General features: G+C 32.1%; 29 protein-coding genes. 12 read left to right on the top strand and 17 right to left on the bottom strand.

The window, feature by feature from the left end:
* Positions 1-144: 144 nt before the first annotated feature.
* The 6 genes from mazG to NAT50_RS03840 all read right to left on the bottom strand — a co-directional run bounded on the left by mazG (position 145) and on the right by NAT50_RS03840 (position 5195).
* Positions 145-918 (bottom strand): nucleoside triphosphate pyrophosphohydrolase, encoded by a 774-nt coding sequence (gene mazG, locus NAT50_RS03865; RefSeq protein WP_250591689.1) that lies wholly within the window; start codon positions 916-918, stop codon positions 145-147.
* 77 nt (positions 919-995) lie between these two features.
* Positions 996-1499, bottom strand: a complete 504-nt coding sequence (locus NAT50_RS03860; RefSeq protein WP_250591687.1) for a DUF5606 family protein — start codon at positions 1497-1499, stop codon at positions 996-998.
* 27 nt (positions 1500-1526) lie between these two features.
* Positions 1527-2117: a peptide deformylase gene (def, locus tag NAT50_RS03855; protein ID WP_250591684.1), complete on the bottom strand. Its 591-nt coding sequence runs from the start codon at positions 2115-2117 to the stop codon at positions 1527-1529.
* A gap of 193 nt (positions 2118-2310) precedes the next feature.
* Positions 2311-3807, bottom strand: a complete 1497-nt coding sequence (locus NAT50_RS03850; RefSeq protein WP_250591682.1) for a malate:quinone oxidoreductase — start codon at positions 3805-3807, stop codon at positions 2311-2313.
* A gap of 94 nt (positions 3808-3901) precedes the next feature.
* A complete protein-coding gene (gene ruvX, locus NAT50_RS03845; protein ID WP_250591680.1) occupies positions 3902-4315 on the bottom strand; it encodes a Holliday junction resolvase RuvX in 414 nt (137 codons plus the stop codon).
* A 31-nt stretch (positions 4316-4346) separates the two neighbouring features.
* A complete protein-coding gene (locus NAT50_RS03840) occupies positions 4347-5195 on the bottom strand; it encodes an META domain-containing protein (RefSeq protein WP_250591678.1) in 849 nt (282 codons plus the stop codon).
* A 107-nt stretch (positions 5196-5302) separates the two neighbouring features.
* On the opposite strand from NAT50_RS03840, the gene NAT50_RS03835 reads away from it, so the two are divergent.
* Together NAT50_RS03835 and NAT50_RS03830 are read left to right on the top strand one after the other, a co-directional pair.
* Positions 5303-6118 (top strand): 2,3,4,5-tetrahydropyridine-2,6-dicarboxylate N-succinyltransferase, encoded by an 816-nt coding sequence (locus NAT50_RS03835; protein WP_250591676.1) that lies wholly within the window; start codon positions 5303-5305, stop codon positions 6116-6118.
* Between the two features lie 15 nt (positions 6119-6133).
* The gene (locus tag NAT50_RS03830; RefSeq protein ID WP_250591674.1) at positions 6134-7186 is read left to right on the top strand and encodes a glycosyltransferase family 9 protein; all 1053 of its coding nucleotides are present in this window, start codon (positions 6134-6136) and stop codon (positions 7184-7186) included.
* Here the strand turns inward: NAT50_RS03830 and NAT50_RS03825 are convergent.
* From NAT50_RS03825 to NAT50_RS03815, 3 genes are all read right to left on the bottom strand, one after another.
* On the bottom strand, positions 7176-8120 hold the full coding sequence (locus tag NAT50_RS03825) for an NAD-dependent epimerase/dehydratase family protein (protein ID WP_250591672.1): 945 nt from the start codon (positions 8118-8120) through the stop codon (positions 7176-7178). The two genes, NAT50_RS03830 and NAT50_RS03825, sit on opposite strands and share 11 nt — an antisense overlap.
* On the bottom strand, positions 8120-8944 hold the full coding sequence (locus NAT50_RS03820) for a glycosyltransferase family 2 protein (RefSeq protein ID WP_250591670.1): 825 nt from the start codon (positions 8942-8944) through the stop codon (positions 8120-8122). The genes NAT50_RS03825 and NAT50_RS03820 overlap by 1 nt, the downstream gene beginning before the upstream one ends.
* A 77-nt stretch (positions 8945-9021) precedes the next feature.
* Positions 9022-9789, bottom strand: a complete 768-nt coding sequence (locus NAT50_RS03815) for a lipopolysaccharide kinase InaA family protein (RefSeq protein ID WP_250591668.1) — start codon at positions 9787-9789, stop codon at positions 9022-9024.
* Between the two features lie 76 nt (positions 9790-9865).
* On the opposite strand from NAT50_RS03815, the gene NAT50_RS03810 reads away from it, so the two are divergent.
* Genes NAT50_RS03810 through NAT50_RS03800 form a run of 3 tightly spaced genes read left to right on the top strand, consistent with a single transcriptional unit; the run spans position 9866 to position 12287 of the window.
* Entirely contained in the window at positions 9866-10717 is an 852-nt protein-coding gene (locus NAT50_RS03810; RefSeq protein WP_250591666.1) for a glycosyltransferase, read from the top strand.
* Positions 10718-11443: a 7-cyano-7-deazaguanine synthase gene (locus tag NAT50_RS03805; RefSeq protein WP_250591664.1), complete on the top strand. Its 726-nt coding sequence runs from the start codon at positions 10718-10720 to the stop codon at positions 11441-11443.
* A gap of 46 nt (positions 11444-11489) precedes the next feature.
* On the top strand, positions 11490-12287 hold the full coding sequence (locus NAT50_RS03800; protein ID WP_250591662.1) for a glycosyltransferase family 2 protein: 798 nt from the start codon (positions 11490-11492) through the stop codon (positions 12285-12287).
* 93 nt (positions 12288-12380) lie between these two features.
* On the opposite strand, the gene NAT50_RS03795 is transcribed toward NAT50_RS03800, so the two are convergent.
* Complete coding sequence (locus tag NAT50_RS03795; RefSeq protein WP_250591660.1) at positions 12381-13124, bottom strand: ATP-grasp fold amidoligase family protein; 744 nt, start codon at positions 13122-13124, stop codon at positions 12381-12383.
* Positions 13125-13265: 141 nt separating this feature from the next.
* On the bottom strand, positions 13266-14378 hold the full coding sequence (locus tag NAT50_RS03790; RefSeq protein ID WP_250591658.1) for a glycosyltransferase family 4 protein: 1113 nt from the start codon (positions 14376-14378) through the stop codon (positions 13266-13268).
* Between the two features lie 107 nt (positions 14379-14485).
* Between NAT50_RS03790 and NAT50_RS03785 the strand changes: the two genes are divergently transcribed.
* The 4 genes from NAT50_RS03785 (at position 14486) to NAT50_RS03770 (ending at position 18008) form a co-directional block, all read left to right on the top strand.
* Positions 14486-15055 (top strand): L-threonylcarbamoyladenylate synthase, encoded by a 570-nt coding sequence (locus NAT50_RS03785; RefSeq protein ID WP_250591656.1) that lies wholly within the window; start codon positions 14486-14488, stop codon positions 15053-15055.
* Between the two features lie 34 nt (positions 15056-15089).
* Positions 15090-15473 carry a GxxExxY protein gene (locus NAT50_RS03780; RefSeq protein ID WP_250591654.1) on the top strand — a complete coding sequence of 128 codons (384 nt, stop codon included), beginning with the start codon at positions 15090-15092 and terminating at the stop codon, positions 15471-15473.
* A 26-nt stretch (positions 15474-15499) separates the two neighbouring features.
* Positions 15500-16915, top strand: a complete 1416-nt coding sequence (locus NAT50_RS03775) for a CCA tRNA nucleotidyltransferase (protein WP_250591652.1) — start codon at positions 15500-15502, stop codon at positions 16913-16915.
* 73 nt (positions 16916-16988) lie between these two features.
* Entirely contained in the window at positions 16989-18008 is a 1020-nt protein-coding gene (locus tag NAT50_RS03770) for a COX15/CtaA family protein (RefSeq protein ID WP_250591650.1), read from the top strand.
* A gap of 40 nt (positions 18009-18048) precedes the next feature.
* Here NAT50_RS03770 and NAT50_RS03765 read toward each other — a convergent pair whose 3' ends face one another.
* From NAT50_RS03765 to NAT50_RS03740, 6 genes are all read right to left on the bottom strand, one after another.
* Complete coding sequence (locus NAT50_RS03765) at positions 18049-18642, bottom strand: thioredoxin family protein (RefSeq protein ID WP_250591649.1); 594 nt, start codon at positions 18640-18642, stop codon at positions 18049-18051.
* A complete protein-coding gene (locus tag NAT50_RS03760; protein ID WP_250591647.1) occupies positions 18639-19130 on the bottom strand; it encodes a TlpA family protein disulfide reductase in 492 nt (163 codons plus the stop codon). Before NAT50_RS03760 ends, NAT50_RS03765 begins: the two co-directional genes overlap by 4 nt.
* Before the next feature lie 62 nt (positions 19131-19192).
* Positions 19193-19945, bottom strand: a complete 753-nt coding sequence (locus NAT50_RS03755) for a LytR/AlgR family response regulator transcription factor (RefSeq protein WP_250591645.1) — start codon at positions 19943-19945, stop codon at positions 19193-19195.
* Between the two features lie 53 nt (positions 19946-19998).
* The gene (locus NAT50_RS03750; protein ID WP_250591644.1) at positions 19999-20367 is read right to left on the bottom strand and encodes a 2TM domain-containing protein; all 369 of its coding nucleotides are present in this window, start codon (positions 20365-20367) and stop codon (positions 19999-20001) included.
* A gap of 18 nt (positions 20368-20385) precedes the next feature.
* The gene (locus NAT50_RS03745; RefSeq protein WP_262918582.1) at positions 20386-21729 is read right to left on the bottom strand and encodes a 2TM domain-containing protein; all 1344 of its coding nucleotides are present in this window, start codon (positions 21727-21729) and stop codon (positions 20386-20388) included.
* Positions 21726-21953, bottom strand: a complete 228-nt coding sequence (locus NAT50_RS03740; RefSeq protein ID WP_250591642.1) for a hypothetical protein — start codon at positions 21951-21953, stop codon at positions 21726-21728. The genes NAT50_RS03745 and NAT50_RS03740 overlap by 4 nt, the downstream gene beginning before the upstream one ends.
* Positions 21954-22345: 392 nt before the next feature.
* On the opposite strand from NAT50_RS03740, the gene gloA2 reads away from it, so the two are divergent.
* From gloA2 to NAT50_RS03725, 3 genes are all read left to right on the top strand, one after another.
* Positions 22346-22735: an SMU1112c/YaeR family gloxylase I-like metalloprotein gene (gene gloA2 / locus NAT50_RS03735; protein ID WP_250591639.1), complete on the top strand. Its 390-nt coding sequence runs from the start codon at positions 22346-22348 to the stop codon at positions 22733-22735.
* An 85-nt stretch (positions 22736-22820) separates the two neighbouring features.
* Complete coding sequence (locus tag NAT50_RS03730) at positions 22821-23357, top strand: plasmid pRiA4b ORF-3 family protein (RefSeq protein ID WP_250591637.1); 537 nt, start codon at positions 22821-22823, stop codon at positions 23355-23357.
* Between the two features lie 104 nt (positions 23358-23461).
* Positions 23462-24520: a nucleoid-associated protein gene (locus tag NAT50_RS03725; protein ID WP_250591635.1), complete on the top strand. Its 1059-nt coding sequence runs from the start codon at positions 23462-23464 to the stop codon at positions 24518-24520.
* The last annotated feature ends 94 nt before the right edge of the window (positions 24521-24614 follow it).

The raw sequence follows: 24614 nt of genomic DNA, 5'->3' as shown, positions 1-24614 counted from the left end.
AATTTCAAGTTAATTTTTATGAATCAAATTTTTCCATGAAAAACGAATGCTTTAAAAATACATTCTTTTTTTAAAAACGGTAAAATTCCCACATCAAGAATCTAACTATTCTGGAATACTCTGGCAATCATTAAAATTTGATACTTATAATTTTTTAGCCTCTTCCCAAAATACATCCATCTCTGCTAAAGTCATTTCTGAAAGATTTTTACCTAATTCGCCAGCTTTGCTTTCTAGATAAGTAAAACGTTTCATAAATTTTTTGTTTGTTCGTTCTAAAGCATCTTCGGGATTGACTTTTAAAAAACGAGCATAATTGATCATAGAAAAAAGAACATCTCCAAATTCAGCTTCAATAGCATCTTTATCTCCAGAGGCGACTTCTGCTTGAAGTTCCTGTAGTTCCTCTTGTACTTTTTCCCAGACTTGCTGTGGTTCTTCCCAATCAAACCCTACTCCTTTTACCTTGTCCTGAATTCGACTGGCTTTAACCATGGCCGGTAAACTTTTAGGTACTCCTTCTAGAACCGATTTCTTCCCTTCTTTGAGTTTTAATTTTTCCCAATTTCGTTTTACTTCTTCTTCATCTTTCACTTGCACATCACCATAAATATGAGGATGACGATGAATTAGTTTATCACAAATTTGGTTAGCCACATCGGCAATATCAAAACTTTGGGTTTCACTTCCAATCTTGGCATAAAAAACAATATGCAATAATAAATCGCCTAATTCTTTTTTAACTTCTTCTAGGTCATTGTCAAGAATTGCCTCACCTAATTCGTAGGTTTCTTCAATGGTTAAATGACGAAGAGATTCTAGAGTTTGCTTTTTATCCCACGGACACTTTTCGCGTAAATCGTCCATGATATCTAATAAACGTCCGAAAGCATCGAGTTGTTGTTGGCGTGTGTTCATAAAAACGGTTTATGTAAAAATAATAAATCCTGCCGTTGATTGTAAACAGCAGGACTTATAATTATGTTAAAACTTACTTATTCTGAAGCTTTAGTTGCTTTTGTTTTTTTAGGCTTTGCTTCTGTTGCTTCTTCGGTAGAAGTTTCTGCTTTTACAGCCTTTTTAGTTGTTTTTTTTGGAGTCTCTTTTACCTCTTCCTCTAAAACTACTAATCCTTTTGCTTGTAAGATATTATACCAGTTGATTACTTTCTTGATGTCAGAAGCATATACTCTTTCCTGATCATAATCTGGTAATACTTCCGAGAAATAAGCCATTAAAGCCGCTTTATCATCTTTTAACTGAGGTGCTGCTCCTCCATTTTCTTTTTTGGCAATAGCTTCCATTACTTCTACCAATGGTTTTTCTTCAGCATAAGTGTAGATAGAGATTTCTGATAACAAACTCACATTGCTACGCATTCCTACAGTTATTTTTTTGCCATCTAATAATGATTCGGCCACGAAACCTGTTCTGGTTTGCAATTTTAACTCGTATAACCCCGGTTTTCCTGAAATGGCTAAAATTCTTTCTAATTTCATTTTCGTAAATCTATATTATTCAACTAATTATCTTCCTTTTTTTGGCCCTGCAAAACGCATACGATAATCAGGACGTGCTTTCCCATCCATTATATTTTGCAGTTTTTTCTTGATTAACGTTTTTTTCAGCATCGATATTTTATCTGTGAATAAAACTCCTTCGATGTGATCGTATTCATGTTGAATTACGCGAGCTATTAATCCGTCGTAAACTTCGGTTTTTTTATCGAAATTTTCATCAAAATATTCAATCGTAATTCTTTCATGTCTGTAAACGTCTTCACGAACATCTGGAATACTCAAACAACCTTCATTAAAAGCCCATTCTTCACCTTCTTCTTTCAAGATTTTGGCATTGATGAATGTTTTTTTAAATCCTTTTAATTGTTCTGCTTCTTCTTTAGACAAATCTTCACTATCACTAAACGGATCAGCATCTACAATGAACAATCGAATCGGTAGACCAACCTGAGGTGCAGCCAAACCTACTCCATGTGCATTGTACATGGTCTCATACATGTTTGAGATTACTTCTTTTAAATTAGGATAATCTTTAGTGATTTCTTCTCCTACTTTTCGTAGAACAGGATCACCATAACCTACAATGGGATAAATCATCTTTTTACATTTTTGGCGTTTCTTTGTGAAGATGCATCATTTTAACAAAAATACAATTCACGCAGTGGGGCTTAATTTCTTTATCGTTTTAAGTTCGCATGTTCTAATTCTGAAATGATAAACATCCGATAAATCATTTAGAACCCTTGACGCGTTTTAAAAAATTAGACTGCAAAAGTAAGTAAAAATAGAATTAAACATTCAATTTTAGTACTTCATTCGTTTTTTTTCTTATCGCCTTAGAAAATTCAGGATCTTCGTTGAGTTTTTGTCCAAAAGAAGGAATCATTTCTTTTAGTTTTCCCTGCCATTCAGGAGATTTATATTGTTCTGGAAAACATTTTCCAATCAATTCAAGCATAATAGAAGTAGCTGTTGAAGCACCCGGAGAGGCTCCAAGTAATACAGCCAAAGATCCATCTGCAGCCGAAACTACTTCAGTACCAAATTCTAAAACGCCATTTCCGTCTTTGTCTTTTTTAATTACCTGAACCCTTTGCCCTGCTGTTTCTAGAACCCAATCTTCTTTTTTAGCCGATGGAACATATTCTTTTAATGCTTTCATTCGGTCGTTAGAAGACTGAAAAACTTGTTCGATAAGGTATTTTGTTAACGGAATATTTTTAATTCCTGCTCCTAGCATCGGTTTAATGTTATCTAACTCAATAGATTTAATCAAATCGAAATAAGATCCATTCTTAAGGAATTTTGTCGAAAACCCAGCATAAGGTCCAAAAAGTAATTCTTTTTTACCATTGATTACGCGCGTGTCAATGTGAGGAACCGACATAGGTGGAGCTCCTACAGAAGCTTTTCCGTAAACTTTTACACTATGTTTTTTAATTACTTCTGGATTTGTACATTTTAACCATTGACCACTCACAGGGAAACCTCCATAACCATGACCTTCAGGAATATTTGCTTTTTCAAGTAATAGCAAAGATCCACCTCCTGCTCCAATGAATAGAAACGGTGTTAAAACGCGTTTTTTACTACCCGATTCTAACTCTTGTACTTTAATTCTCCATCGTCCATCTTCTTTTTTCTTTATTTTATAAACTTCATGATTGAAGTGCATCTTCACTCCGTCTAAAGTTTCTAAATATTTGAAAATACTACGCGTTAAAGCTCCAAAATTAACATCGGTACCATATTTCATCGAAGTAGCGGCAATTTTTTCATTGCTTTTTCTATTCTCCATAATCAATGGAGCCCATTCCTTAATTAGGTCAGGACTTTCCGTATACTGCATTTCTTTGAAAAGCTCATATTTTTGTAGGGCTTCGAATCTTTTTCTAAGATAATCTACATTTTTATCGCCCCACACAAAACTCAAATGAGGTACTGTTTTAATGAAACTTTCCGGATTTTGCAATAATCCTTTTTCTACCAAATAAGACCAAAACTGTCTTGACACTTCAAAAGCTTCAGAAATTTTGACTGCTTTATTCACATCAATTGTACCGTCTTCCTTTTCTGGTGTATAATTTAATTCACAAAAAGCAGCGTGACCTGTACCCGCATTATTCCATGCATCAGAACTTTCTGCAGCAGCCACATCCAAACGCTCAAAAATTTCTATTTTTAAATTAGGTTGTAATTCTTTAAGTAGTAATCCAAGAGTCGCACTCATAATCCCTGCGCCTATTAATACTACATCGGTTTCAGTTGTAGGAGTTGTTGTTGTCATTTGCAATAATTATACTGCAAAGATACCATCAAAAAAAGCAAAATTCATCTTAAATTCAAGGATTTAACCATTTTTAACACATTGTTAAAAAATCTTAAATCATTTTTCGACTTAAATAATCTCGAAGCATAATTGTTGCGGAAATCTCATCGATCAAAGCTTTGTTTTGCCTTTTTTTCTTTTTTAAGCCACTATCAATCATGGTTTGAAATGCCATTTTTGACGTAAAACGTTCGTCTACTCTAACAACGGGCATTTCCGGAAAAACTTCTTTGAATTTAGCTACAAATGCTTCTATGATTGGCGTGCTTTCAGAAGGCAATCCATTCATTTGTTTGGGTTCACCAATAAGCACTTTCAGCACCTCTTCTTTTGCAAAATAATCTTTCAGAAAATCTATCACTGTCTCTGAAGGGATCGTTGTTAAACCAGAGGCTATAATTTGTAATTCATCAGTAGCAGCTATTCCCGTTCTTTTTATTCCGTAATCTATGGCTAATATTCTCATTTTTGATTATTTGCAACAAATATACGCCCAATTATTTGATAATTTCAAATTCAGCCAAGGGTGCCATTCGAGCTTTATTCAATTTTAATGTTTTTCCATCAAAGTTGTAATTATCAACCGTTTCTAAAACTTGAGCAAATTCTTTTTCTAATTCCATATTTTCGCAAGCCATCATAGTGGAAGCTACTTTTGAAAATTCAATTCGACTAACCTCTTCTTTCAGATTATAGCTGCCCATCATATTATTACAACCAACAAAGACAGAGAATCTTCCAGTATCACTGAAAGAGATTCCATATTCTCTCTTATTATCTTTATTTTTTTTGATAGTTTTTCCATTTAATTTCACCAAGCGCCATTTTGAGTCCTTTAAATCAACTTTAGCAACCTCATCATTTTTTGTCTCTTCTTTTTGGTCTAGAACTATTTCATCAGAAGTTTGGATTTTTGATAATTGATATTTAGAAGCTAAATTCCCTTGAATACGTTTTCCTTCTGTATCGAATTGAAACAAGACATTTTCGCCTACAAAATATTGGTTTGGAACTTCTGACCCCAAAAGTGTAATCGTATTTCCTACTGCATTCCATGAATACTTACCTGTTTCTTTGAGTACTTTACTTGATTTACCTTTATAAATAATTTCCTTGCTGTAAGAATTTTTATTGATAATAATTGTAGTTAAAATAGCTTCACAATCTGCACAAGGAAAACTACCCTTATAGGTGCCGACATAATCTAAACTATTTTTTGCATTATCTTCACTAAGTTGAATGGCTAACGAATCGGTCCTATTTGATTCTTCAATACCTGAAAAATTAGTTTTACAAGCTGTTAAACTTAAAGTGACAATACCTAAAAAAAGGAATGTTTTTTTCATTGTTTTTTTGTATTTTGTTATATTTATAAAATTACTTTTTTTTTGTACTACAAAAACAATTCCAAAAATCATAAAATACTATCTTTGCTAGATAATTTTTAAAAAACATGACCAATTTACAATCTACAATAGAACAAGCTTGGGAAAATCGTGCTTTATTACAAGAAGAAGCTACGCAAAAAGCTATCCGAGAAGTTATTAACCTTATTGATGCTGGTACTTTGCGTGTGGCAGAGCCTATTGAAAACGGCTGGCAAGTTAACGAATGGGTTAAAAAAGCTGTGGTTTTATACTTTCCAATCCAAAAAATGGAAACCATTGAAGTGGGTATTTTCGAATTCCACGATAAAATGCCTTTAAAAAGAGGTTATGCCGAAAAAGGAATCCGTGTAGTTCCTCATGCTGTGGCTCGCCATGGAGCTTATATTTCTAAAGGGGTTATTTTAATGCCTAGTTATGTAAATATTGGAGCTTATGTTGACGAAGGTACCATGGTAGATACTTGGGCCACTGTTGGAAGTTGTGCCCAAATTGGTAAAGACGTACATTTAAGCGGTGGTGTTGGTATTGGAGGAGTATTAGAACCGTTACAAGCGGCTCCGGTTATTATTGAAGATGGTGCTTTTATTGGATCTCGTTGTATTGTAGTTGAAGGTGTTAGAGTAGAAAAAGAAGCGGTACTAGGTGCTAATGTATGTTTGACAGCTTCGACAAAAATCATTGATGTTACGGGGCCTGAACCTGTTGAATATAAAGGTGTAGTTCCTGCGCGTTCGGTGGTGATTCCTGGTAGCTATGCTAAAAAATTTGAAGCTGGCGAATATCAAGTTCCTTGCGCTTTAATTATTGGTAAACGTAAAGCTTCTACCGATTTAAAAACGTCATTAAACGACGCTTTAAGAGAATATAACGTAGCGGTATAATCCTAAATTAGGTCAATGAAAGTTTTAGTTATTCAACAAAAGATGATCGGTGATGTATTGGCTAGCACCGTTATTTGTGAAGCCATTAAAACCGTTTATCCGGATTGGGAAGTTCATTATATGATACAACCCAACACCTTTGCGGTGGTGGAGAACAATCCTTTCATTGACCAAATTATATTTTTTGAGAAAACAAAAGATAAGGGATTGTGGGATTTAATTCAATTTGGTAAAAATTTACAAAAAAACAATTACGACGCCGTTATAGATGCTTATGGAAAATGGGAAAGTATTATTCCTGCCTATTTTTCTGGAGCGAACATCCGAATTGGTTTTAAAAAATGGTATACCAAGTTGTTTTACACAAAAACAATTCTTCCTCAGCAAAACATCGAAGGCTCGGCTATTGCTCATCGTCTTCAGTTAGCAGCTACTCTCCTACCACAAGTTCCTGCGATCCTATTTCCAAAAATTTACTTAAACGATGCGGAAATTAAAATCGCCAAACAAAGTATTTCAGGAAATTTAGACATTACTAGGCCAATCTTTATGATAAGTGTTTTAGGTAGCGGATTCAATAAAAGTTTACCTGTACAACAAATGGCCAAAACACTTGATGATATTGCTACTCATAGCAATGCACAATTGTTGTTCAACTATATGCCAAATCAGGAGTCGGAAGCTAAAGTGATTTATGAGTCTTGTTTACCTGAAACCCAAAAGAACATTCTTTTTGATTTTCAAATTAAAGGTCTTCGCTCTTTCTTAGCGATTTTATCTCAATGTGATGCTATGATTGGTAATGAAGGAGGAGCGGTAAACATGGCAAAAGCTTTAAACATCCCTACTTTTACTATTTTTTCTCCTTGGATAAATAAATCTTCATGGAATATGCTCACAGGAGATACAAATCATATTGCTGTTCACCTAAACGATTATTATCCTGAAATCTACAAAGAGAAACATTCGAAGCATTTTAAAAAACAAGCATTAGAATTGTATAAAAAATTAACGCCCGATTTATATCGAGCGTCATTAATTGATTTTGTAAAAAGAATTACTTCGTAAATTTCTGCAAATACCATTTAACTTGTTCTTGTAATCCTTCTTTAAGGCTAACTTTAGGCTCATAGCCTAATAATCTTCTAGCTTTATCGATTACTGCTGCTGTTTTTTGTTGATCTCCTTTGCGTGGTGGTTGATGATCTATGATTAACTTTTTATTCATAATCTCTTCAACTCTCTTTATTCCTTCAGCGGTTGTATTAATTTCATCTGTACCTAAATTAATAATTTCACCGTTCACCACGTCTTCTTTTCCTATGATTGCGGCTAATCCATCAACAATATCACCCACATAAGTAAAACTTCTTTCGTGTTTAACACTGCCTTCAAAAAGTGGAAATGGTTTATCGTAGTATAGATTCTCTATTAATTTGGTATATAATTTTTCCGGACGCTCTCTTGGGCCATATACAGAATACAATCGTATTGAACAAGCTTTTAACTTTCCTGTACGCTGTAATCCTAAAACTAATTGTTCTGCCGCTAGTTTCGTAGTTCCATAAAAAGAAACTGGTTTTGCAGGTACTTCTTCATCAACAGTAGCTTCTACCCCATATACCGAAGAAGTAGCAATATTTACAAACGATTTTAAATTAGGATTATACTGTAATACCGCTTCCAAAAGATTTTGGGTAGCGTATACATTATTATCTACATATTCTTTTAGAGAAGTTGAAGCTGAAATTCCAGGTTGAGCTGCTAAATGGTATATATAATCAAATGGTTTTGCAAAAACTTCTTTCAAATCATCATTAAGATCAATACGGTATATAGCAATGCCTTTTTCTGCCAAATCTTCGGCATTCATTTCTTTTAATTGCACATCGTAGTAATCATTGAGATTATCAATTCCTACTACTTCGTGACCTAGACTCTGCAATTTTTCACACAAATGTGAACCAATAAATCCAGCGGCTCCTGTAACTAATATTCTCATTATGATGGCTGTTCTTGTTTTTTAATTCCAAACGGAGTCCATTTGATTTTTTTATCTTTAACTTCTTTACGTATCGCTAAATTTGCAGCCAACGATTCAGGAGTTTTATAGCCTCTAGCATGATCTAAATGTAGTACAATTGCTTTGTGACGTATTTGTTTCCCCTTAACGCCGAAATTCTCTAGACGTTCACCAAATTCTCTATCCGGTCCTCCGTATTTCATACGTTCATCATAACCATTAATGGCAATCATATCTTGCTTAAATCCTGATGAATTACAATTGTTGAATGAAGGAGTGGTAGGAGAAACGGTATCTAAAATTTTAGCAAGAAAAGGGCTAGCCCCTAACTTCAACACATTAGAAAATCTTAATTTATCGATACTTTTTAACCATTCTACATCGAAACATCTACCGGAAATAATATCGTCTTTGGTGATTTGTTTACTAGTACGCATAGGTAACTTGCAGTATCCTCCAGATAGAAATCTTCCTTTTTCGGCCTGTTGAGCGTGTATCTCAACAAAATCTTTTCGTGGGATACAATCCCCATCGGTCATGATAATATATTCGTGAGAAGCTTCAACGATAGCCACATTTAAAATTTCCTGACGGCGATAGCCTTGATCTTCATGCCATATGTGACGTAAAGGCACAGGATAATCTATTGCATATTTATCGATTAATGCTTTAGTAGAAGGTCGTGAACCATCGTCTGCAATGATGACTTCAAAATCTTTATAGGTTTGCACACTATAACCGATTAACACTTTTTCTAACCATTCTTCAGCATTGTATGTACTAACTATAACCGATATTTTCATATAAATTTTTATAACTTAAGAGTGCAAAGGTAAATGATTTTTAGGATTTATAAGAATTCCTATTGGCAAGTAACTAATTACTTTTTTCTCCAAAAGAATATTTTTCTTTTAAGATCTCTTCTTTTGTGGAAACGGTACTGAAAATCTTCAGCTTTGTTTTTCAATACACTGTAAACTTCTTCAAACTTTTTACCAATTAGAACTGAATATTCCTCACTAACAATTTTAATAATTTTATCGTTTGAGGTAAGTTTCGACAGATTTTTCATTCGGAGTTCAAACGACATCTTTTCGTGAAAGTTCATTCGATTTAAATCTACCAAATAAAAATTATATTGCCCGTTTTCCTTCTTTATTAATGTGTTTCCAGAAGTATTGTCGATAAACTCAATTCCTTTTTCATGCAACAGAAACGAAAAACGCGCAAATTGTCTAACAATCTCATCAAAATCTGGATAATAATTATTCGTGGTTAATTCCCTAAACATTAAATCCATTTGCAATTGTTCACTAATATAATAACTTTTTTGCAATCCGAAAAGATTACTATTTTCAATAAAAGCGATAGGTTGCGGTGTATGAAATCCTTTTTCGATGAGATAATTCGCATTTTCAAAAGATCTTTGCGCTTTCGACTTACGAATATAACGGTATATGAATTGATTGAAAAATTTAGGAATTTTAAAAGCTTTTACATTGATAACCAAATCGTTGTTTATCGAAAAGGTTTTAATGGTATTACGATTACCGCCATATACAATTTCTCCCTCAGACTCAAAATTTTCAATACAATTTAGTATTGTTTCTTGTCTATTCTGAAATTGCGGGTTAAATTGAAATATCATGCACTTGTAATTAATAGGACAAAATTAACCTTTTTAATATATTTCCTTTAATTTTACGCCAAATATTAGTTGTAAGATGTTTGATCATTATTTAATTACCCGCTTCAATCTAAGAAATCCAAAATGGGATGTTACCAAAAATAACGAATCGCTTTTAACCGATGAGTGGATGGAAGATCGAATGTGGCTCTTTGAAAATTTTTGTTTTCCTTCGGTAACAGCTCAAACCAATCAGAATTTTGAATGGTTATTGTTTTTTGATATCACGACCAATGAAATTTTTCGAAATAGAATAGAAAATCTGGTAAAGGATTACAACAATATCAAGACTTTTTTTATTGATGGGATGCCTGCATTTTATAATGAAATTCAAAATTATATTCTGAACCGCAGTAAAGGTCAATCGCATCTAATCACTTCACGTATCGACAACGATGACAGCATCAGTAAACATTTTATTGACGAAATCCAGAAACAATTTTCTTTTCAGGAATATCAAGCCATAGACATTATTAATGGTTACTCGCTTCAAGTAAAACCCAACTTTATTTTAGGTAAAAAAGAACACATCTTTAATCCGTTTATCAGCTTGATTGAAAAAAATGACCATCCTAAAACTGTTTGGTTCAGTGATCATAATATGTGGAAAAAAGAAACCCGAATCATGCAAATTACCAATAAACGTCTTTGGTTATCTATTATTCACGAAAAAAACAAAGTAAATGAATTTGACGGATACGGTAACATAAAATGGGAAGACATTAATAATGAGTTTATTGTATCTAAAGAAATTAATGAAAAAATCATTCAAGAGCTAATGCCTTTCAAAACATGGTGGTTTTTAAGTCTTAAGAATTTCTTGTATGTTAAAATGGTTTTGTTTAGTAAAGTAATAAAAAAGAAGCTAGGAATTTATAAGTTGAAATAAATGGAACCAATACTTTTATTATGGACTAGCGGTTGGGATTCTACCTTTCGTCTACTCCAAATTATCTTGATTGAAAAGAAAACTGTTCAACCTATTTACATTATTGACCGAAAAAGAAAATCTTTGCAACATGAGTTAAAAGCATTAGAAAACATTCAAGCGAAAATAAAAGAACAGTTTCCTACAAATGCAGCATTGATACTTCCTATTCGATTTGAAGAAAAAGATAGTTTAGTTAAAAACGATGAAATCCTTACAGGATATAACAAATTTAACTCCAAAGTGAAAATTGGAAGTCAATACATTTGGTTAGCTGAATTTTGTAAAATGTATGACCTAAAAGATGTCGAAATGAGCTTTGATAAAGATTCCAGTTTGAATTCTTTTGGAAATATTTTTGAAAAAAATTATTCCACTATTAGTCGTTCAGAAGCAACAGACCTAGAACTTTACGATACAATAGATACTGTTTTTAAATACTTTAAATTCCCTATTTTTCATTTATCAAAAAGTGAAACTTTACAAATTGTAAAAGAGAATAATTGGTACGAAATCATGAAACTGACGTGGTTTTGTCACAATCCTAAGAAAAATCAACCTTGCGGCAAATGTAATCCTTGCAAAAACACTAGCAAAGATGGATTAGGCTTCAGAATTCCTTTGATTAATAGAATGAAAGGGCATATCAAAATTTTAAAAAACAGAATAAAATCGATTTTCAATTAAGCTGACTTTTATTGAATAATTTTATATTTTTAAACATTTTTTTTCTATGAAATCATATCCCAAATGTTCCTTAGTAACTCCTACTTATAATTGGCCCGAAGCACTTGAACTATTACTTTTGAGTATCACCAAGCAAAGCATTTTACCTAACGAAGTAATTATTGCTGATGATGGTTCTAGAAAAGAAACACGATTACTGATAGAGCGTTTTCAAAAATCGTTTCCTGTTCCACTAATTCACATTTGGCATGAAGACAATGGCAATCAAAAGCCTAAAATAATGAACAAAGCCATTGCACAAGCGCAATACGAATACATTGTTGAAATTGATGGCGATATCATCATGCACCCTGATTTTGTAAAAGATCATTTAACTTACGCTGAAAAAGGTGTATACTTATTTGGTTCGAGAGTAAATATCCAAAAATCGATTTTAGAAACCATTTTCAAGAATAAAACCACTTCATTCCATTTGTTTTCCAAAGGAATCAAAAAACGAGGAAGAACACTGCGAATCCCATTCTTCATGAATTTCGCTAAACTTCATGACAGACGTTCTTCAAAACTTAGAGGTTGTAACATGTCGTTTTGGAAAGAGGATTTCGTTAAGGTCAATGGTTTTAATGAAAGCTTAATAGGTTGGGGAGTTGATGACTCAGAGTTAATTCAACGCCTGCACAATATCGGGATCCAAGGGAAACGTTTAAAAAACGTTGGAATTGCATTTCATATTTATCACAAAGAACAAGACAAAAGTCATATTCATTTGAATAGTGCTATTGAAGATGAAGTTAGAGAGAAAAAAATAATTTTTGCTGAAAAAGGAATAAATCAATACTTATAGATTAGTTTTTAGTAATCTTATAGATTTGAAATCGATTTATTTTAAAAACAAACTACATTAAAATAATAAACTTCTATCCCAAAACTAATACTTTTAAGCTATAGCGGGAAGTATAATTGCTTCCCCTAGTTCTTTATTGAAATGTTCTATTTTAAATCTTTTCATTCCAGCCGTTGGAAAAAAAGTAAGTTCTCCAAAAATAATTTTACTTGAAACATAATACAAATCAACCCGAACAAATATAAAATCTGAGGCTAATTTTCTAGCTACTGTAATCATTTCATCTAAATTTTCTGGTTTAGCTATTTCTTCTTCTAAAAAATCCTGTGAAATTGAATCTGGATAAATTTTAGTCCAATTTAAATCGTAAAAACATTTTTTACTTTTTCCATTTTCGTTTTTTTTAACCAAAACATATTTTGGAACTCCATGAAAAGTATAGAATTTATAATCAATCAACTCGTCTGAATCCAATTCAGAAATATAATTTTCGACTATCAATCTTGGTGGGACTTCCTTATAAATATATTCTCTATTCCTAAAAAAATAATTTTCATTTAGAAATTGATACAATTCTTTTTTAATTCCTTTTTCGTTAATAGAATTTTTATCCTTAACAATTATATTATAACCTGAACCATGTGTGCCCTTGATTACAAATTGTTTCGGCAAACTTTTGAAATCGATAACTTCAACTGAATTAAAAACCCCAATGATAGGATTCAAATAAGATGCTCCTATTTTACTTTCAACAAAATTTCTTACTTCATATTTATCAACCAAATTTCCAAACTTCTCTTTATAATAATACAATTTTAGCCATTGAATTTTTTCCATAAACTCTATCGGTTGATCAAGATTCAAAGGCAAATTATTATTATAATAATATTTCGTTTTACAGAATAAAACATCGTTTTTTGAAAAACTTTCAAGGAATTTCAAATAAAGTTGGTAATATTTTCTTTTAAAGAATTTCAATTAGTTAAGAGTTTTAATAATTACTTCATTAAGTTCGTCAAACATTTTTCTGGCTATTATTTCTTTGATAAAATTTTGTTTCAAGAATTCATATCCATTTTCTGTCAATCTTTTTTGCAGTACTTCATTATATAACAACAATTGTACTTTATCTGCAAAATCGATGGGATTGCCAACTTCAGCAAGTAGGCCAGTTTCGTTGTCTATGACCACTTCTGGAATCCCTCCGGCATTAGCTGCTACAATTGGCACTCTACAAGCATATGATTCTAACAATACCCCTCCGGTAGGCTCATTGTTTGAGGTGAACATAAACAAATCGAATTCCGGTAAAATTTCAGGTATGTCTTTTCGGAAACCTGTGAAAATAATTTCATTTTCTAAACCGAGCTCTTTGATCTGAGACCTTATTTCGTTTTCTAATGGTCCTTCTCCAACTAAAACATATTTAGCCTTAGTCCCCCTCTTAACCAATTCAGCAACAACTTTTACCCATGTTACATGGTCTTTAAATCCGGTAAAGGCGGCAATATTTCCAATAATTTTGTAATCATTAGGAATGTTAAATTCTTGGTGTAAAATGCCAATTTGAGATTGTTTTTTAAATTTTTGTATATCGGTAACACTACCTACAACACATAATTTATTATGATCTTTTACAGCATATTTTAAAACGTCTACTACTGGCTGAGAAACACAAATTATTTTTTTAATTCCTGAATAATTGTACTTCCATTTTCTAAAAAAATTTGTATCCACTCTTTTTATCAATGTTCTACACAACACCATAGGAACTTTTAATTTAAAAAGAATAGAAGATAAAACCGCAAGAGTATGTGATTCGCTATTGTGAATAAAAATTACATCTACCTTATGCTTATCAGTAAAGTTTTTAAGATATTTCGCAAATTTTAAATCATATTCCGACTTAATATCACACCCATAAACCTGCATTCCCCCTTTTACTGCAGCTTTAAAGGTTTCGGAATCTTTAGGGCAAATAATCCATTGATCTTTCACGTAACCATAATCTCTGAATGCTTCATATAAATAAATAATTTTTTGTTCATGACCTCTCCATCCTTTTGAAGCTGTTATTTGTAATAATCTCATTAATAAAAATCAAGTTAGTTTTTTAACAAAAGTATCAATATTCTTAACAAAAAAAATTTAAAAGTAAAAATAATCTGACTTTGATTAAATTTGCAAAAAATAACATTATGGCTGATATCAATACCGAAGTACATAACGCATTTGAAATTATAAAAAACGGTGGCATCATTTTGTATCCAACCGACACAGTTTGGGGAATTGGATGCGATGCTACTAATGAAGAAGCCGTGAAAAAAATCTATGCTTTAAAACAACGCGAAGAAACCAAAAGCATGATTGTTTTAATGAATGGCGAACGCATGATGTACAATGTTTTTAAAGATATTCCAGAAGTGGCATGGCAAATTTTAGATTTATCAGAAAAACCAACTACATTAATTTTGGACAATCCTCGAAATGTAGCTAAGAATATCGTGGCAGAAGACAACACTTTGGGGGTTCGCATCGTAACCGAGCCTTTTTGCTTTAAACTAATGGAACGTATGAAAAAACCATTGGTTTCCACCTCAGCAAATATATCGGGACAACCTACCCCAAAATCTTTTAAAGAAATCAGTCCTGAAATTATAAAAGGTGTCGACTATGTAGTAAATTTGCACCACGACAAAATTTCCCAAAATCCTTCTACGATAATTAAATTAGGTTTGGATAGTCAGGTAAAAGTGATTCGCAAATAAAAAACACCGCAGATTCGCAGATTAAAATAGCATTATGGATGATTTTTTATATAAAGACAAAACCTACCAAATTATTGGAATTCTATTTGAAGTCCATAAAAATTTAGGAAAAGGATTTTCTGAAATTGTATACAAAGATGCTATTGAATTTGAGTTTCAACAAGTAAACATTCCATACGAAAGAGAAAAAGAATATTTAGTGAACTATAAAAATACTGTGTTAAAACATAAGTTTTATGCTGATTTTGTAGTTTTTAACGAAATTATATTAGAAATAAAAACTGTTGATTGTTTTAACAATGCTCACTACAATCAATATTTAAATTATTTGAAAGTTTCAGGAAATGAATTAGCACTTTTAGTTAATTTTAATTCTATCTCACTTGAACACAAAAGAGTTGCACTTTCAAAAAAATAAAAAATCTGCGAATCTGCGGTACTAACATGAATTACAAACAACATTTAGAACATACTATCTTCAAAATCATTTCACAAGCAGCTCAAGAACTCAACTTGGAATGTTATGTTATTGGTGGTTTTGTACGCGACATTTTATTAAACCGAGATCATAAAAAAGATATTGATATCGTTGCTGTTGGTAGCGGAATCGAATTGGCTTTAAAAGTTTCCGAATTAATTCCATTCCATCCAAAAGTACAAGTTTTTAAAAACTATGGAACCGCGATGTTGCGTTACGATGATATCGATGTGGAATTTGTAGGCGCTAGAAAAGAATCGTACACCCACGATAGCCGAAATCCTTTCGTAGAAAATGGGACCTTAAAAGACGACCAAGAAAGACGCGATTTTACAATAAATGCCTTGGCTTTTTCTCTAAATTCTGAAAACTATGGTGATTTAATAGATCCGTTTAATGGTGTGGAAGATTTGAAAAACAAAATTATCAAAACGCCTTTAAATCCTGACATCACCTATTCGGATGATCCGTTGCGTATGATGCGTGCGATTCGTTTTGCCACTCAATTGAATTTCGAAATCGAATCTAAATCTTTAGAAGCTATTTCTAAAAACAAAGACCGAATCCATATCATTTCAGGTGAACGAATTGTTGATGAATTGCATAAAATTTTAGCTTCTAAAAAACCTTCTATCGGGTTTTTACATTTGTACCAAACTGGTTTATTAGATATTATTTTACCTGAACTTACCGCTTTAAATAATGTAGAAGAAGTCGAAGGTCATACCCATAAAAACAATTTTTATCACACGTTAGAAGTAGTAGATAATATTTGTCCAAATACTGATGATGTTTGGTTGCGTTGGGCAGCGCTGTTGCATGATATTGGCAAAGCACCAACCAAAAGATTCAACAAAAAACAAGGTTGGACGTTTCACGGACATGAATTTTTAGGTGGAAAAATGGTCAAAAAAATATTTGAGCGTTTGCACATGCCTTTGAATCATAAGATGAAATTCGTTCAAAAAATGGTGATGATGAGTTCGCGTCCTATTGTGATTGCAGAAGATATTGTGACCGATAGTGCCGTTCGTCGTTTGGTTTTTGATGCCGGTGAAGATATTGACAGTTTGATGACCTTGTGTAAAGCCGATATTACAACAAAAAATCCAAAAAAATTCCAGAAATACCACAAAAACTTCGACATCGTAAAAGAAAAGATTGTGGAAGTAGAAGAAAAAGACCGTGTTCGCGTATTTCAACCGCCTATTTCTGGTGAAGAAATCATGGAATTATTTGGTTTGAAACCTTGTAGAGAAATTGGTGTTTTAAAAGAAGCGGTAAAAGAAGCTATTTTGGAAGGAGAAATTCCAAACGAGTATGAAGCGGCAAAAACTTTCGTCTTGAACAAAGCTTCAAAAATGGGATTGAAAAAAGTATAAAAATTATAATCTGTTAAAGCACTTTTCAAATGAGCATTACGTAAATTTGGGGTGCTTTTTGAATATCAAAAAAATGAAAACAAATAAATCAGTCATTTATTGGCTACTTTCTGGATGTGTTTTGTTATTTATCATGGTAACTGTTGGGGGAATAACTCGTTTAACCAACTCTGGTTTATCGATGACCGATTGGCATTTGATTAATGATACTTTTCCACCAATGAGTGAAGAAAAATGGGTGGAAGCTTTTGAAGAATACAAAAAATACCCAGAATATCAACTTATCAATAAGCACAAAGATTTTCAATTAGACGATTATAAATTTATTTTCTTTTGGGAATGGTTTCACCGATTTATCGGACGTATTATTGGAATGGTTTTCATCATTCCATTCGTTTACTTCTTAATTAAAAAGAAATTAGATGCAGCAACGATTAAAAAATGTATCATTCTATTGGGAATGGGTGCATTTCAAGGATTTTTGGGTTGGTTTATGGTAGCCAGCGGTTTGAAAGACATGCCGGATGTGAGCCACTTCAGATTAGCGATTCACTTAACGTTTGCTTTCATTACGTTTGCTTACACACTATGGGTGGCGTTAGATTTAATTTATCCTGAAAGAAAATCACCTATTGTAGAATTGCGAAAAATTGCCCGAATTGCTTTGGTAATTTTAATCCTTCAAATTATTTACGGTGGATTTGTGGCAGGATTAAATGCAGGATTGATTCACAATCATTGGCCATTAATGAGCGACGGACAATTCTTCCATGAAAGTATCCGATTAGAACAATCGAATTTACTTTTATCGTTTACCGAAGGAAAAAGTGGTGTACAATTCATTCACCGAACATTTGCTTATGTGGTAGTTGGAATGATTGTTTTCTTATTTATAAAAAGTAGAAAATTTGCATTGGACAAAGCACAAGATAATGGCGTAAAAACTTTACTGGTTTTTGTGTTCATCCAATTCATCTTAGGAATCTTTACTTTGTTATTCCATGTACCGCTTTGGTTAGGATTAGCGCATCAAATCATGGCGTTCTTTTTATTAACAGCCATGACATTTACCTTACACAGATTTAGTAAATAAAATTAAAAAAGGGCGAAACAATTGTTTCGCCCTTTTTTAATTACTTTTTAACCTTGATAGAACAACCAATAGCTTTTGTAGTATTTGGTGTTGGCTCTTGCCCTTTTTCCAAAGCAGCAATGGCGTTTTCTAAATATTTTTCTTTTACTTGAGAAGCATCTTCCACATTATCATCGATAGCACCAATATATTTCACAATTAAATTTTTGTCTAGTAAAAATACGTGAGGTGTTTTCGTTGCGCCATATTGCGGATAGATTTTCTGACCTTCATCAAACAAATACGGGAAAGTGAACTTTTTCTCTTTTGCTCTTTTTTGCATCAACTCAAAACTATCTTCAGGTTGCGCTGCAGGATCATTTGGATTAATTGCTAACAAAACATAACCTTTTGATTTGTATTTCTTAGCTAAATCGATAATTCGATCTTCATATTTCACTGCATACGGACAATGATTACAAGTAAAAACGACGATAAAACCTTTCGCATCTTTGTAATCAGCCATACTGTACATTTTATTGTCAACCGATTTTAATTTAAAATCAGTAGCCTTATCGCCTACTTTGTATCCCGTAGGATTCGTAAAACTCATCAAAACGCCCATTAACAAGGCTAAAAATCCGATTCTCTTCATAGTATTAATTTGATTAGTGATTCTTTTACAAACTGATTTAATTCTTCAAACGAAGCAAATTCTTGTTCCACAAAAATGGTTTTATTTCCATTGATGATCCAAGTAGCAGGAATAGAACCCGACCAATTTTCATCAACTTTTGAAATCCAATTATTGAATTTTTTATCGGCCATGTAAGTCGTAACAAATGAATAATTTTTCTTTTTCAAAAAAGGTTTCAATTTACTTTCTACTTGTTTATCGAAATCCAAACTCACCGTTACCACTTTTACATTTGGATTTTCTAGATGTAATTTTTGAAAATACGGCAATTCCTTTACGCAAGGCGCACACCAAGTTGCCCAAAAGTTAACTACCAAAGGTTTTTCGGAATTCTTTTGAATATAGGAATTCAATTCTTCGAAATTTTGAAATGTAATTAAGTCCTGAGCTTTCGCAGAAAAACTCAAAAAGAAAAGGGAAAGCGCTATAAAACGAAAATATCTCATTTGCTTTTTTATCAAAACTAATGAGATATTTATTTTTTCTGGTGTTAATTAACAATTCTTTATCAACTGATCCACTCTTTAAAATCACTGACGCGTTCTCTAGCTACAACAACTTCATCGTCTCTGAATGTTGGTAAAATGATTTTCAATCGTGAATTCGAATGCATTTGAATTTCTTTCACTGCTTTCAATGGAACAATGAATTTTCGGCTTACGCGATAAAATTCTTTTGGATTGATTTCAGCTTCCAAAACTTCTAAAGTAGAATCAATTAAATAATCTCTATTGTCTAAAGTATGAATATAGGTTCCTTTATTTTCGCTGTAAAAACATTCGACTTCATCAATGGAAATCACTTTTAATTGTTGACCAATCTTCACAGAAAAACGTTTTTTATACTCTTTTTCAATGGGATTGACTAACATGCGTTTGATAGCTTCAAAATCTAATGAAATATTTTGCGATTGGGTTCTAGCTTTGAATTTATTGACCGCCACTTCCAAATCTTCTTCATCGATGGGTTTTAATAAATAATCGATACTATTAAGTTTGAAAGCCCGTAAAGCATATTCATCATAAGCGGTTGTGAAAATCACGGCACTTTTAATGTCAATTTGCTCAAATATCTCAAACGATAAACCATCAGACAATTGAATGTCGAGAAAAATTAAATCAGGATGTGAATTATTTTGAAACCATGAAACAGCTTCTTCCACAGAATGCAGTAGTGTATTTACTTGTAAACCTAATTTTTCTACTTTGCGTTGTAACAAGCGTGCTGCTGGTTTTTCGTCTTCAATAATTAATATATTCATTGTTTTTGTTTCAAGTTTATTGGATTATAACCTTTTATTAAAAACCATTATTATTACTCCCACTTATTAGTCTTTTCTTTCTCCATGAATTCTTTAATCTTGCGTTCTTCCCAATTTTGACCCATTATAAAATCAGGCAAAAACACCGATAATCCGTGTGCAAACAATCCCAATCCCCAAAAGAAAGCCGTTAAGAAATTATGGGCTTGAAAATAACTTTCTCCCTCTTTCAAATTTTGAATATTGATAATCAAAATCATAATATTAATTACTAAATACACTACTGCGTGTGTATAAAACCCTTTGATTTTCTTTACTTTTTTTACCGCTTGATAATATCTTGCTTCTTCTGCATTCGACGGAATAAAGTTTTTAAATGCTTCTTTATCCATTCCTCTATATATTCTATTTTCTAAACTCATGATTTCTATTTTATTTAATTATTCCCACTTATTGTTTTTCTCTTGTTCTTTGTTCAAAATTTCTTGAATTTTTCGTTCTTCCCAAGAACTTCCGTAACCAAAAACTTTTAATGCATGAAAGAACAACCCCATACCCCAACCTAGCAATGGAAACCAAAACCATTGAAATCCGGAAAAAGTTCTAAAATTGATAAATACTAAAACTGGAATTACTATAAGATAAGAAATTAAACTTCCGTAAAATTCTTTTATTTCTTTGACTCTTATTGATGCTCTATTATAAGCGGTTTGTTCATTATAATTGTTTGATGTTTCCATAACTGATATTTGTTTAGTTAAAATCGGTAGAAATACTTTAAATTCTTTTTCGTTTTCTTCTACCAATACTTTCCTTTTGGTTAAAATTCCGTAGCGATTCACAATGTTTTGTAACCCTACGCCTTTTCGGTCTTGTAAAACTTCTTTCTTCTGAAGATTGTTAGTGATGACTAACATCCCCTTTTCAATATTAATTTTTATATGTAGCGGTTTAACTTCGCTAACTACATTGTGCTTGATGCAATTTTCTAATAATAATTGTAACGATAACGGAACTACTTTGGCCTCTTCATTTTCAAAATTTTCAGGAATTTCAAATGTGATGCTGTTCTCAAATCGCATTTTCAGCAAATTCATATACGTTTTAGCAAATTGTAATTCTTCTGCAACCGAAACCAACTCTTTGTCTTTTTGTTCCAAAACATATCGATATACCTTTGAAAGTGAAGTGGTAAATTTCTGAGCACTTTCAGGATTTTCTTCGATTAACGAACTCAATACATTGAGGCTATTAAAAAGAAAATGAGGATCGATTTGATTTTTTAAACTTTCGAACTGCGCCGAAGCCGTTCCTGCTATAATTTTTTGCTCTTTTAACTTGTTTTCTTGATACGCTTTATAGAAATAAAAAGCATGAAATGCTAAGGTTACCACAAACGTAATGATGATTGAAACTATATAATTTGAAGATTTTTCATTCGCTAAAAACGTCTGAAGAGTTCTTCCCTCAATGATTACATCTTCTACAATTCGAAGCAGAAAAATTACACCTACTGACACAATAAATGAAAGAACAAATCCTGTAACAATTCGATTTCTTGTAAATCTATCGATTTGATAAACATCATCTAATTTTATAAAAATAAAAGCGTTAGCATAATAGAGTGAGTACCCGTAAAGCATTGTGTAGAAAAATTGCCAAGCTAATCCTTCATTTAATCTCACAGAACCTCCCGAAAGCAATTTTATAATAATTAAAGCTACAAATACCAATAACATAATAATGGTGGCTCTCGGAAATTGTTTTATTAGTTTATCTATCATAAATGATTTTTTACATTTGTTAATTCGGCTTCTGTTCTGTCCAATCCCCCATTAGGATGCAAAGTCGATTCAGGTTTAAAAGTAGCAAAAAGTTCGATTGCTTCTTTGAAATTTACATTTTCACAAGTTGGCAAAGCATTTTCTCTTCCTTCTTCAAACGAAGAATTTTGTACCGAGACCATCGATGCGATTAACATTACGATAACAGTGAATAAATTTGTCATAATTTAATTTGATTAATAGTTTAACAGTTTGTTTATTTTATTGAGGCAAAGTTGCAGCAGAACCTCTTCTGAAAAAACTTAAACTAACCGAACTGTCATTTTTTGAGGATGAATTGTAATTCTTCTCCTTTAAAAGAAAATAAGGATTCTTGAAGCAATCAAAATGAAACGAATTTTACATTCATTTTTTAATTTTACATGAATACATTGATTACAATTTAGGTGTGAAATTAATTCGAGTATTTTTGCAATGAAAAAAATAGGTATCAAGAATTGTTTCATGCTCATTTTATTAAAATGGAGGTATTTTTTTGAATAAAATCACTCGAAGTAGCGTAATATTATTATTCTTAATTATCTCGACTTATTTGTACGATACAAAAATTACACAAATGCTTAAAATCAACAAAATACATCATATAGCCATTATTTGTTCCGATTACAAAAGATCTAAAGATTTTTACACTGAAATTTTAGGTTTAAAAATCATTCGAGAAGTTTACAGAGCCGAACGAGATTCGTATAAATTAGATTTAGCTCTTAATGATGGATACGCAATTGAACTATTTTCCTTTCCCGATACTCCTCAAAGATTAACAAGACCGGAAGCTCAAGGTTTACGCCATTTGGCATTTGAAGTTGACGATATAAAAAACACTAGAGAATTATTGGTGAACCAGAACATCGATTGTGAAGAAATTAGAATTGATGAAACGACACAAAAACAGTTTTTCTTTTGTAGCGATCCAGACAATTTGCCTATAGAATTCTATGAGAGCTAATTAGAAATGTTATCAACAAATCCTAAATCTAAAAAATATAATATAAAATAATAATTACCTTTGACCTTCTAAAATAATCCGTGTTATGATATATAAATTTAGAGTCATTCTTGACGCCGAAGAAGATATTTTCAGAGATATCGCCATTGAGGAAAAAGATACTTTGGAAGATTTACACAATGCGATTGTAAATGCATTTGGTTTCGACGGAATGGAAATGGCAGCCTTTTATACTTGTGATGATCAATGGAATCAGGAAGACGAAATTCCTTTGTTTGACACCGGAGACAATCCGGGCGAAGGCTTGACCATGGCTGATTATCTGTTATCGTCTTCATTTGACGAAGAAAACACCAAAATGATTTATGTGTATGACTTCTTAAATATGTGGACTTTCTTTGTGGAATTAGCCGCTATTGAAGAACCTGAAGCTGGAGTAAGTTACCCTGATTTGTTATTCTCCCACGGAATAATGCCTTTAAGTGCGCCGGACAAAGAATTCGAAGCTGATAATGATGACTTCCGTAGTGAGTTTGATGACGATTATGACGACGAAGATTTCGATATGTTTGATGGTGACGATTCTTTTGAAGATTACGGTTTTGAAGAAAACTGGAATTAATCTCTTTTAGCAGAAAGAATAAAGAAGAAAGACAATAATAATTTAATTAAGAGTATCGAAAAAAGAGTTTTTCTCTTTTCTCTTTTTCTCTTTGTCCTAAAGATATGATCAATTTATTTAATACTCACATAGACAATTTATCCATTCACAGAGTGGGAAATAAAAGCCGTAACGAAGCTATTTTTTTATCGAATCAACCTTACAGTTTGAACGATGAAATTATGCCGTTACTGAAAGAGTTTTTCTTTAAACCTTTCCGAGAAAAAGAAGAAAACTACTTTCAATTTGCACATGATGTAGATTTAGAATATAATGAAATGTACAATTTTGCAACCGAAATATTTGCAAACCCTAGTAATATTCATGAGGTATCTAAAAAAATTACACGTCATTTATACGAACAATCCAACCATCCACACATAAAAAATGGTGAAGTTTATGTTGCCTACCTTACCAATGTTTCTATAGACAATAAACCGGTTGATGCCATTGGAGTATTTAAAAGTGAGTTAAAATCGGACTTCCTTCAGTTTGAAGAAAAAGATTCGCAACTGGAAATGATTTTACAACAAGGAATCAATCTTCAAAAATTGGACAAAGGATGTTTAATCTTTAACTACAAAAAAGAAGAAGGATATAAAATTTTAACCATCGACAGTAATCGTTATGATGCCCGTTATTGGTTGGAACACTTTTTAAGTGTTGATGCCTTTCAAGATGAAAATTTCTTGACTAAAAAGTATTTGAAATTCTGTCAGGATTTTGCAAAAGATGTGGTTTTACCAGCCGAAGACAAGAAAGAAGAGGTTATGTTTATGAATCGTGCAGTAAATCATTTTGCTAAAAACGACAATTTCGAAGAAACTAACTTTTTAAATGAAGTAATCGATAATCCTGATTTAATCTCCGAATTCAAAAATTACAAAGTAGATAAAGGAGAAAAATACAGTATTGAAGACTTGACCTCGTTCCCTATTGCCAATGCTGCGGTGAGTGATGCCCGTCGAAAAATGAAAAATATCATTGAATTGGATACTAACATTCAAATCAAACTCGACTTTATTAATCCTGAAAGTGCAGAAAAATTTGTGGAAAAAGGATGGGACGAAGAAAAGCAAATGTATTACTATTTAGTTTACTTCAATAAAGAGCAAAAATCATAAATTCAAAAGAACCTCAATAGCCTTGAGGTTCTTTTTTGTTATACAATTGTTAAAAATCCTACGAAAACTTCATTTCACTTATATTTGTATTCTT

Source organism: Flavobacterium luminosum, from assembly GCF_023635005.1.
Classification (GTDB): domain Bacteria; phylum Bacteroidota; class Bacteroidia; order Flavobacteriales; family Flavobacteriaceae; genus Flavobacterium; species Flavobacterium luminosum.
This window is presented reverse-complemented; position numbering and strand designations above follow the sequence as displayed.

Bases quoted from the DNA above. Each gene is read 5' to 3' on its own strand.
- mazG (WP_250591689.1), bottom strand. From the start codon at position 918: ATGAACACACGCCAACAACAACTCGATGCTTTCGGACGTTTATTAGAT.
- NAT50_RS03860 (WP_250591687.1), bottom strand. From the start codon at position 1,499: ATGAAATTAGAAAGAATTTTAGCCATTTCAGGAAAACCGGGGTTATAC.
- def (WP_250591684.1), bottom strand. From the start codon at position 2,117: ATGATTTATCCCATTGTAGGTTATGGTGATCCTGTTCTACGAAAAGTA.
- NAT50_RS03850 (WP_250591682.1), bottom strand. From the start codon at position 3,807: ATGACAACAACAACTCCTACAACTGAAACCGATGTAGTATTAATAGGC.
- ruvX (WP_250591680.1), bottom strand. From the start codon at position 4,315: ATGAGAATATTAGCCATAGATTACGGAATAAAAAGAACGGGAATAGCT.
- NAT50_RS03840 (WP_250591678.1), bottom strand. From the start codon at position 5,195: ATGAAAAAAACATTCCTTTTTTTAGGTATTGTCACTTTAAGTTTAACA.
- NAT50_RS03835 (WP_250591676.1), top strand. From the start codon at position 5,303: ATGACCAATTTACAATCTACAATAGAACAAGCTTGGGAAAATCGTGCT.
- NAT50_RS03830 (WP_250591674.1), top strand. From the start codon at position 6,134: ATGAAAGTTTTAGTTATTCAACAAAAGATGATCGGTGATGTATTGGCT.
- NAT50_RS03825 (WP_250591672.1), bottom strand. From the start codon at position 8,120: ATGAGAATATTAGTTACAGGAGCCGCTGGATTTATTGGTTCACATTTG.
- NAT50_RS03820 (WP_250591670.1), bottom strand. From the start codon at position 8,944: ATGAAAATATCGGTTATAGTTAGTACATACAATGCTGAAGAATGGTTA.
- NAT50_RS03815 (WP_250591668.1), bottom strand. From the start codon at position 9,789: ATGATATTTCAATTTAACCCGCAATTTCAGAATAGACAAGAAACAATA.
- NAT50_RS03810 (WP_250591666.1), top strand. From the start codon at position 9,866: ATGTTTGATCATTATTTAATTACCCGCTTCAATCTAAGAAATCCAAAA.
- NAT50_RS03805 (WP_250591664.1), top strand. From the start codon at position 10,718: ATGGAACCAATACTTTTATTATGGACTAGCGGTTGGGATTCTACCTTT.
- NAT50_RS03800 (WP_250591662.1), top strand. From the start codon at position 11,490: ATGAAATCATATCCCAAATGTTCCTTAGTAACTCCTACTTATAATTGG.
- NAT50_RS03795 (WP_250591660.1), bottom strand. From the start codon at position 13,124: ATGGAAAAAATTCAATGGCTAAAATTGTATTATTATAAAGAGAAGTTT.
- NAT50_RS03790 (WP_250591658.1), bottom strand. From the start codon at position 14,378: ATGAGATTATTACAAATAACAGCTTCAAAAGGATGGAGAGGTCATGAA.
- NAT50_RS03785 (WP_250591656.1), top strand. From the start codon at position 14,486: ATGGCTGATATCAATACCGAAGTACATAACGCATTTGAAATTATAAAA.
- NAT50_RS03780 (WP_250591654.1), top strand. From the start codon at position 15,090: ATGGATGATTTTTTATATAAAGACAAAACCTACCAAATTATTGGAATT.
- NAT50_RS03775 (WP_250591652.1), top strand. From the start codon at position 15,500: ATGAATTACAAACAACATTTAGAACATACTATCTTCAAAATCATTTCA.
- NAT50_RS03770 (WP_250591650.1), top strand. From the start codon at position 16,989: ATGAAAACAAATAAATCAGTCATTTATTGGCTACTTTCTGGATGTGTT.
- NAT50_RS03765 (WP_250591649.1), bottom strand. From the start codon at position 18,642: ATGAAGAGAATCGGATTTTTAGCCTTGTTAATGGGCGTTTTGATGAGT.
- NAT50_RS03760 (WP_250591647.1), bottom strand. From the start codon at position 19,130: ATGAGATATTTTCGTTTTATAGCGCTTTCCCTTTTCTTTTTGAGTTTT.
- NAT50_RS03755 (WP_250591645.1), bottom strand. From the start codon at position 19,945: ATGAATATATTAATTATTGAAGACGAAAAACCAGCAGCACGCTTGTTA.
- NAT50_RS03750 (WP_250591644.1), bottom strand. From the start codon at position 20,367: ATGAGTTTAGAAAATAGAATATATAGAGGAATGGATAAAGAAGCATTT.
- NAT50_RS03745 (WP_262918582.1), bottom strand. From the start codon at position 21,729: ATGATAGATAAACTAATAAAACAATTTCCGAGAGCCACCATTATTATG.
- NAT50_RS03740 (WP_250591642.1), bottom strand. From the start codon at position 21,953: ATGACAAATTTATTCACTGTTATCGTAATGTTAATCGCATCGATGGTC.
- gloA2 (WP_250591639.1), top strand. From the start codon at position 22,346: ATGCTTAAAATCAACAAAATACATCATATAGCCATTATTTGTTCCGAT.
- NAT50_RS03730 (WP_250591637.1), top strand. From the start codon at position 22,821: ATGATATATAAATTTAGAGTCATTCTTGACGCCGAAGAAGATATTTTC.
- NAT50_RS03725 (WP_250591635.1), top strand. From the start codon at position 23,462: ATGATCAATTTATTTAATACTCACATAGACAATTTATCCATTCACAGA.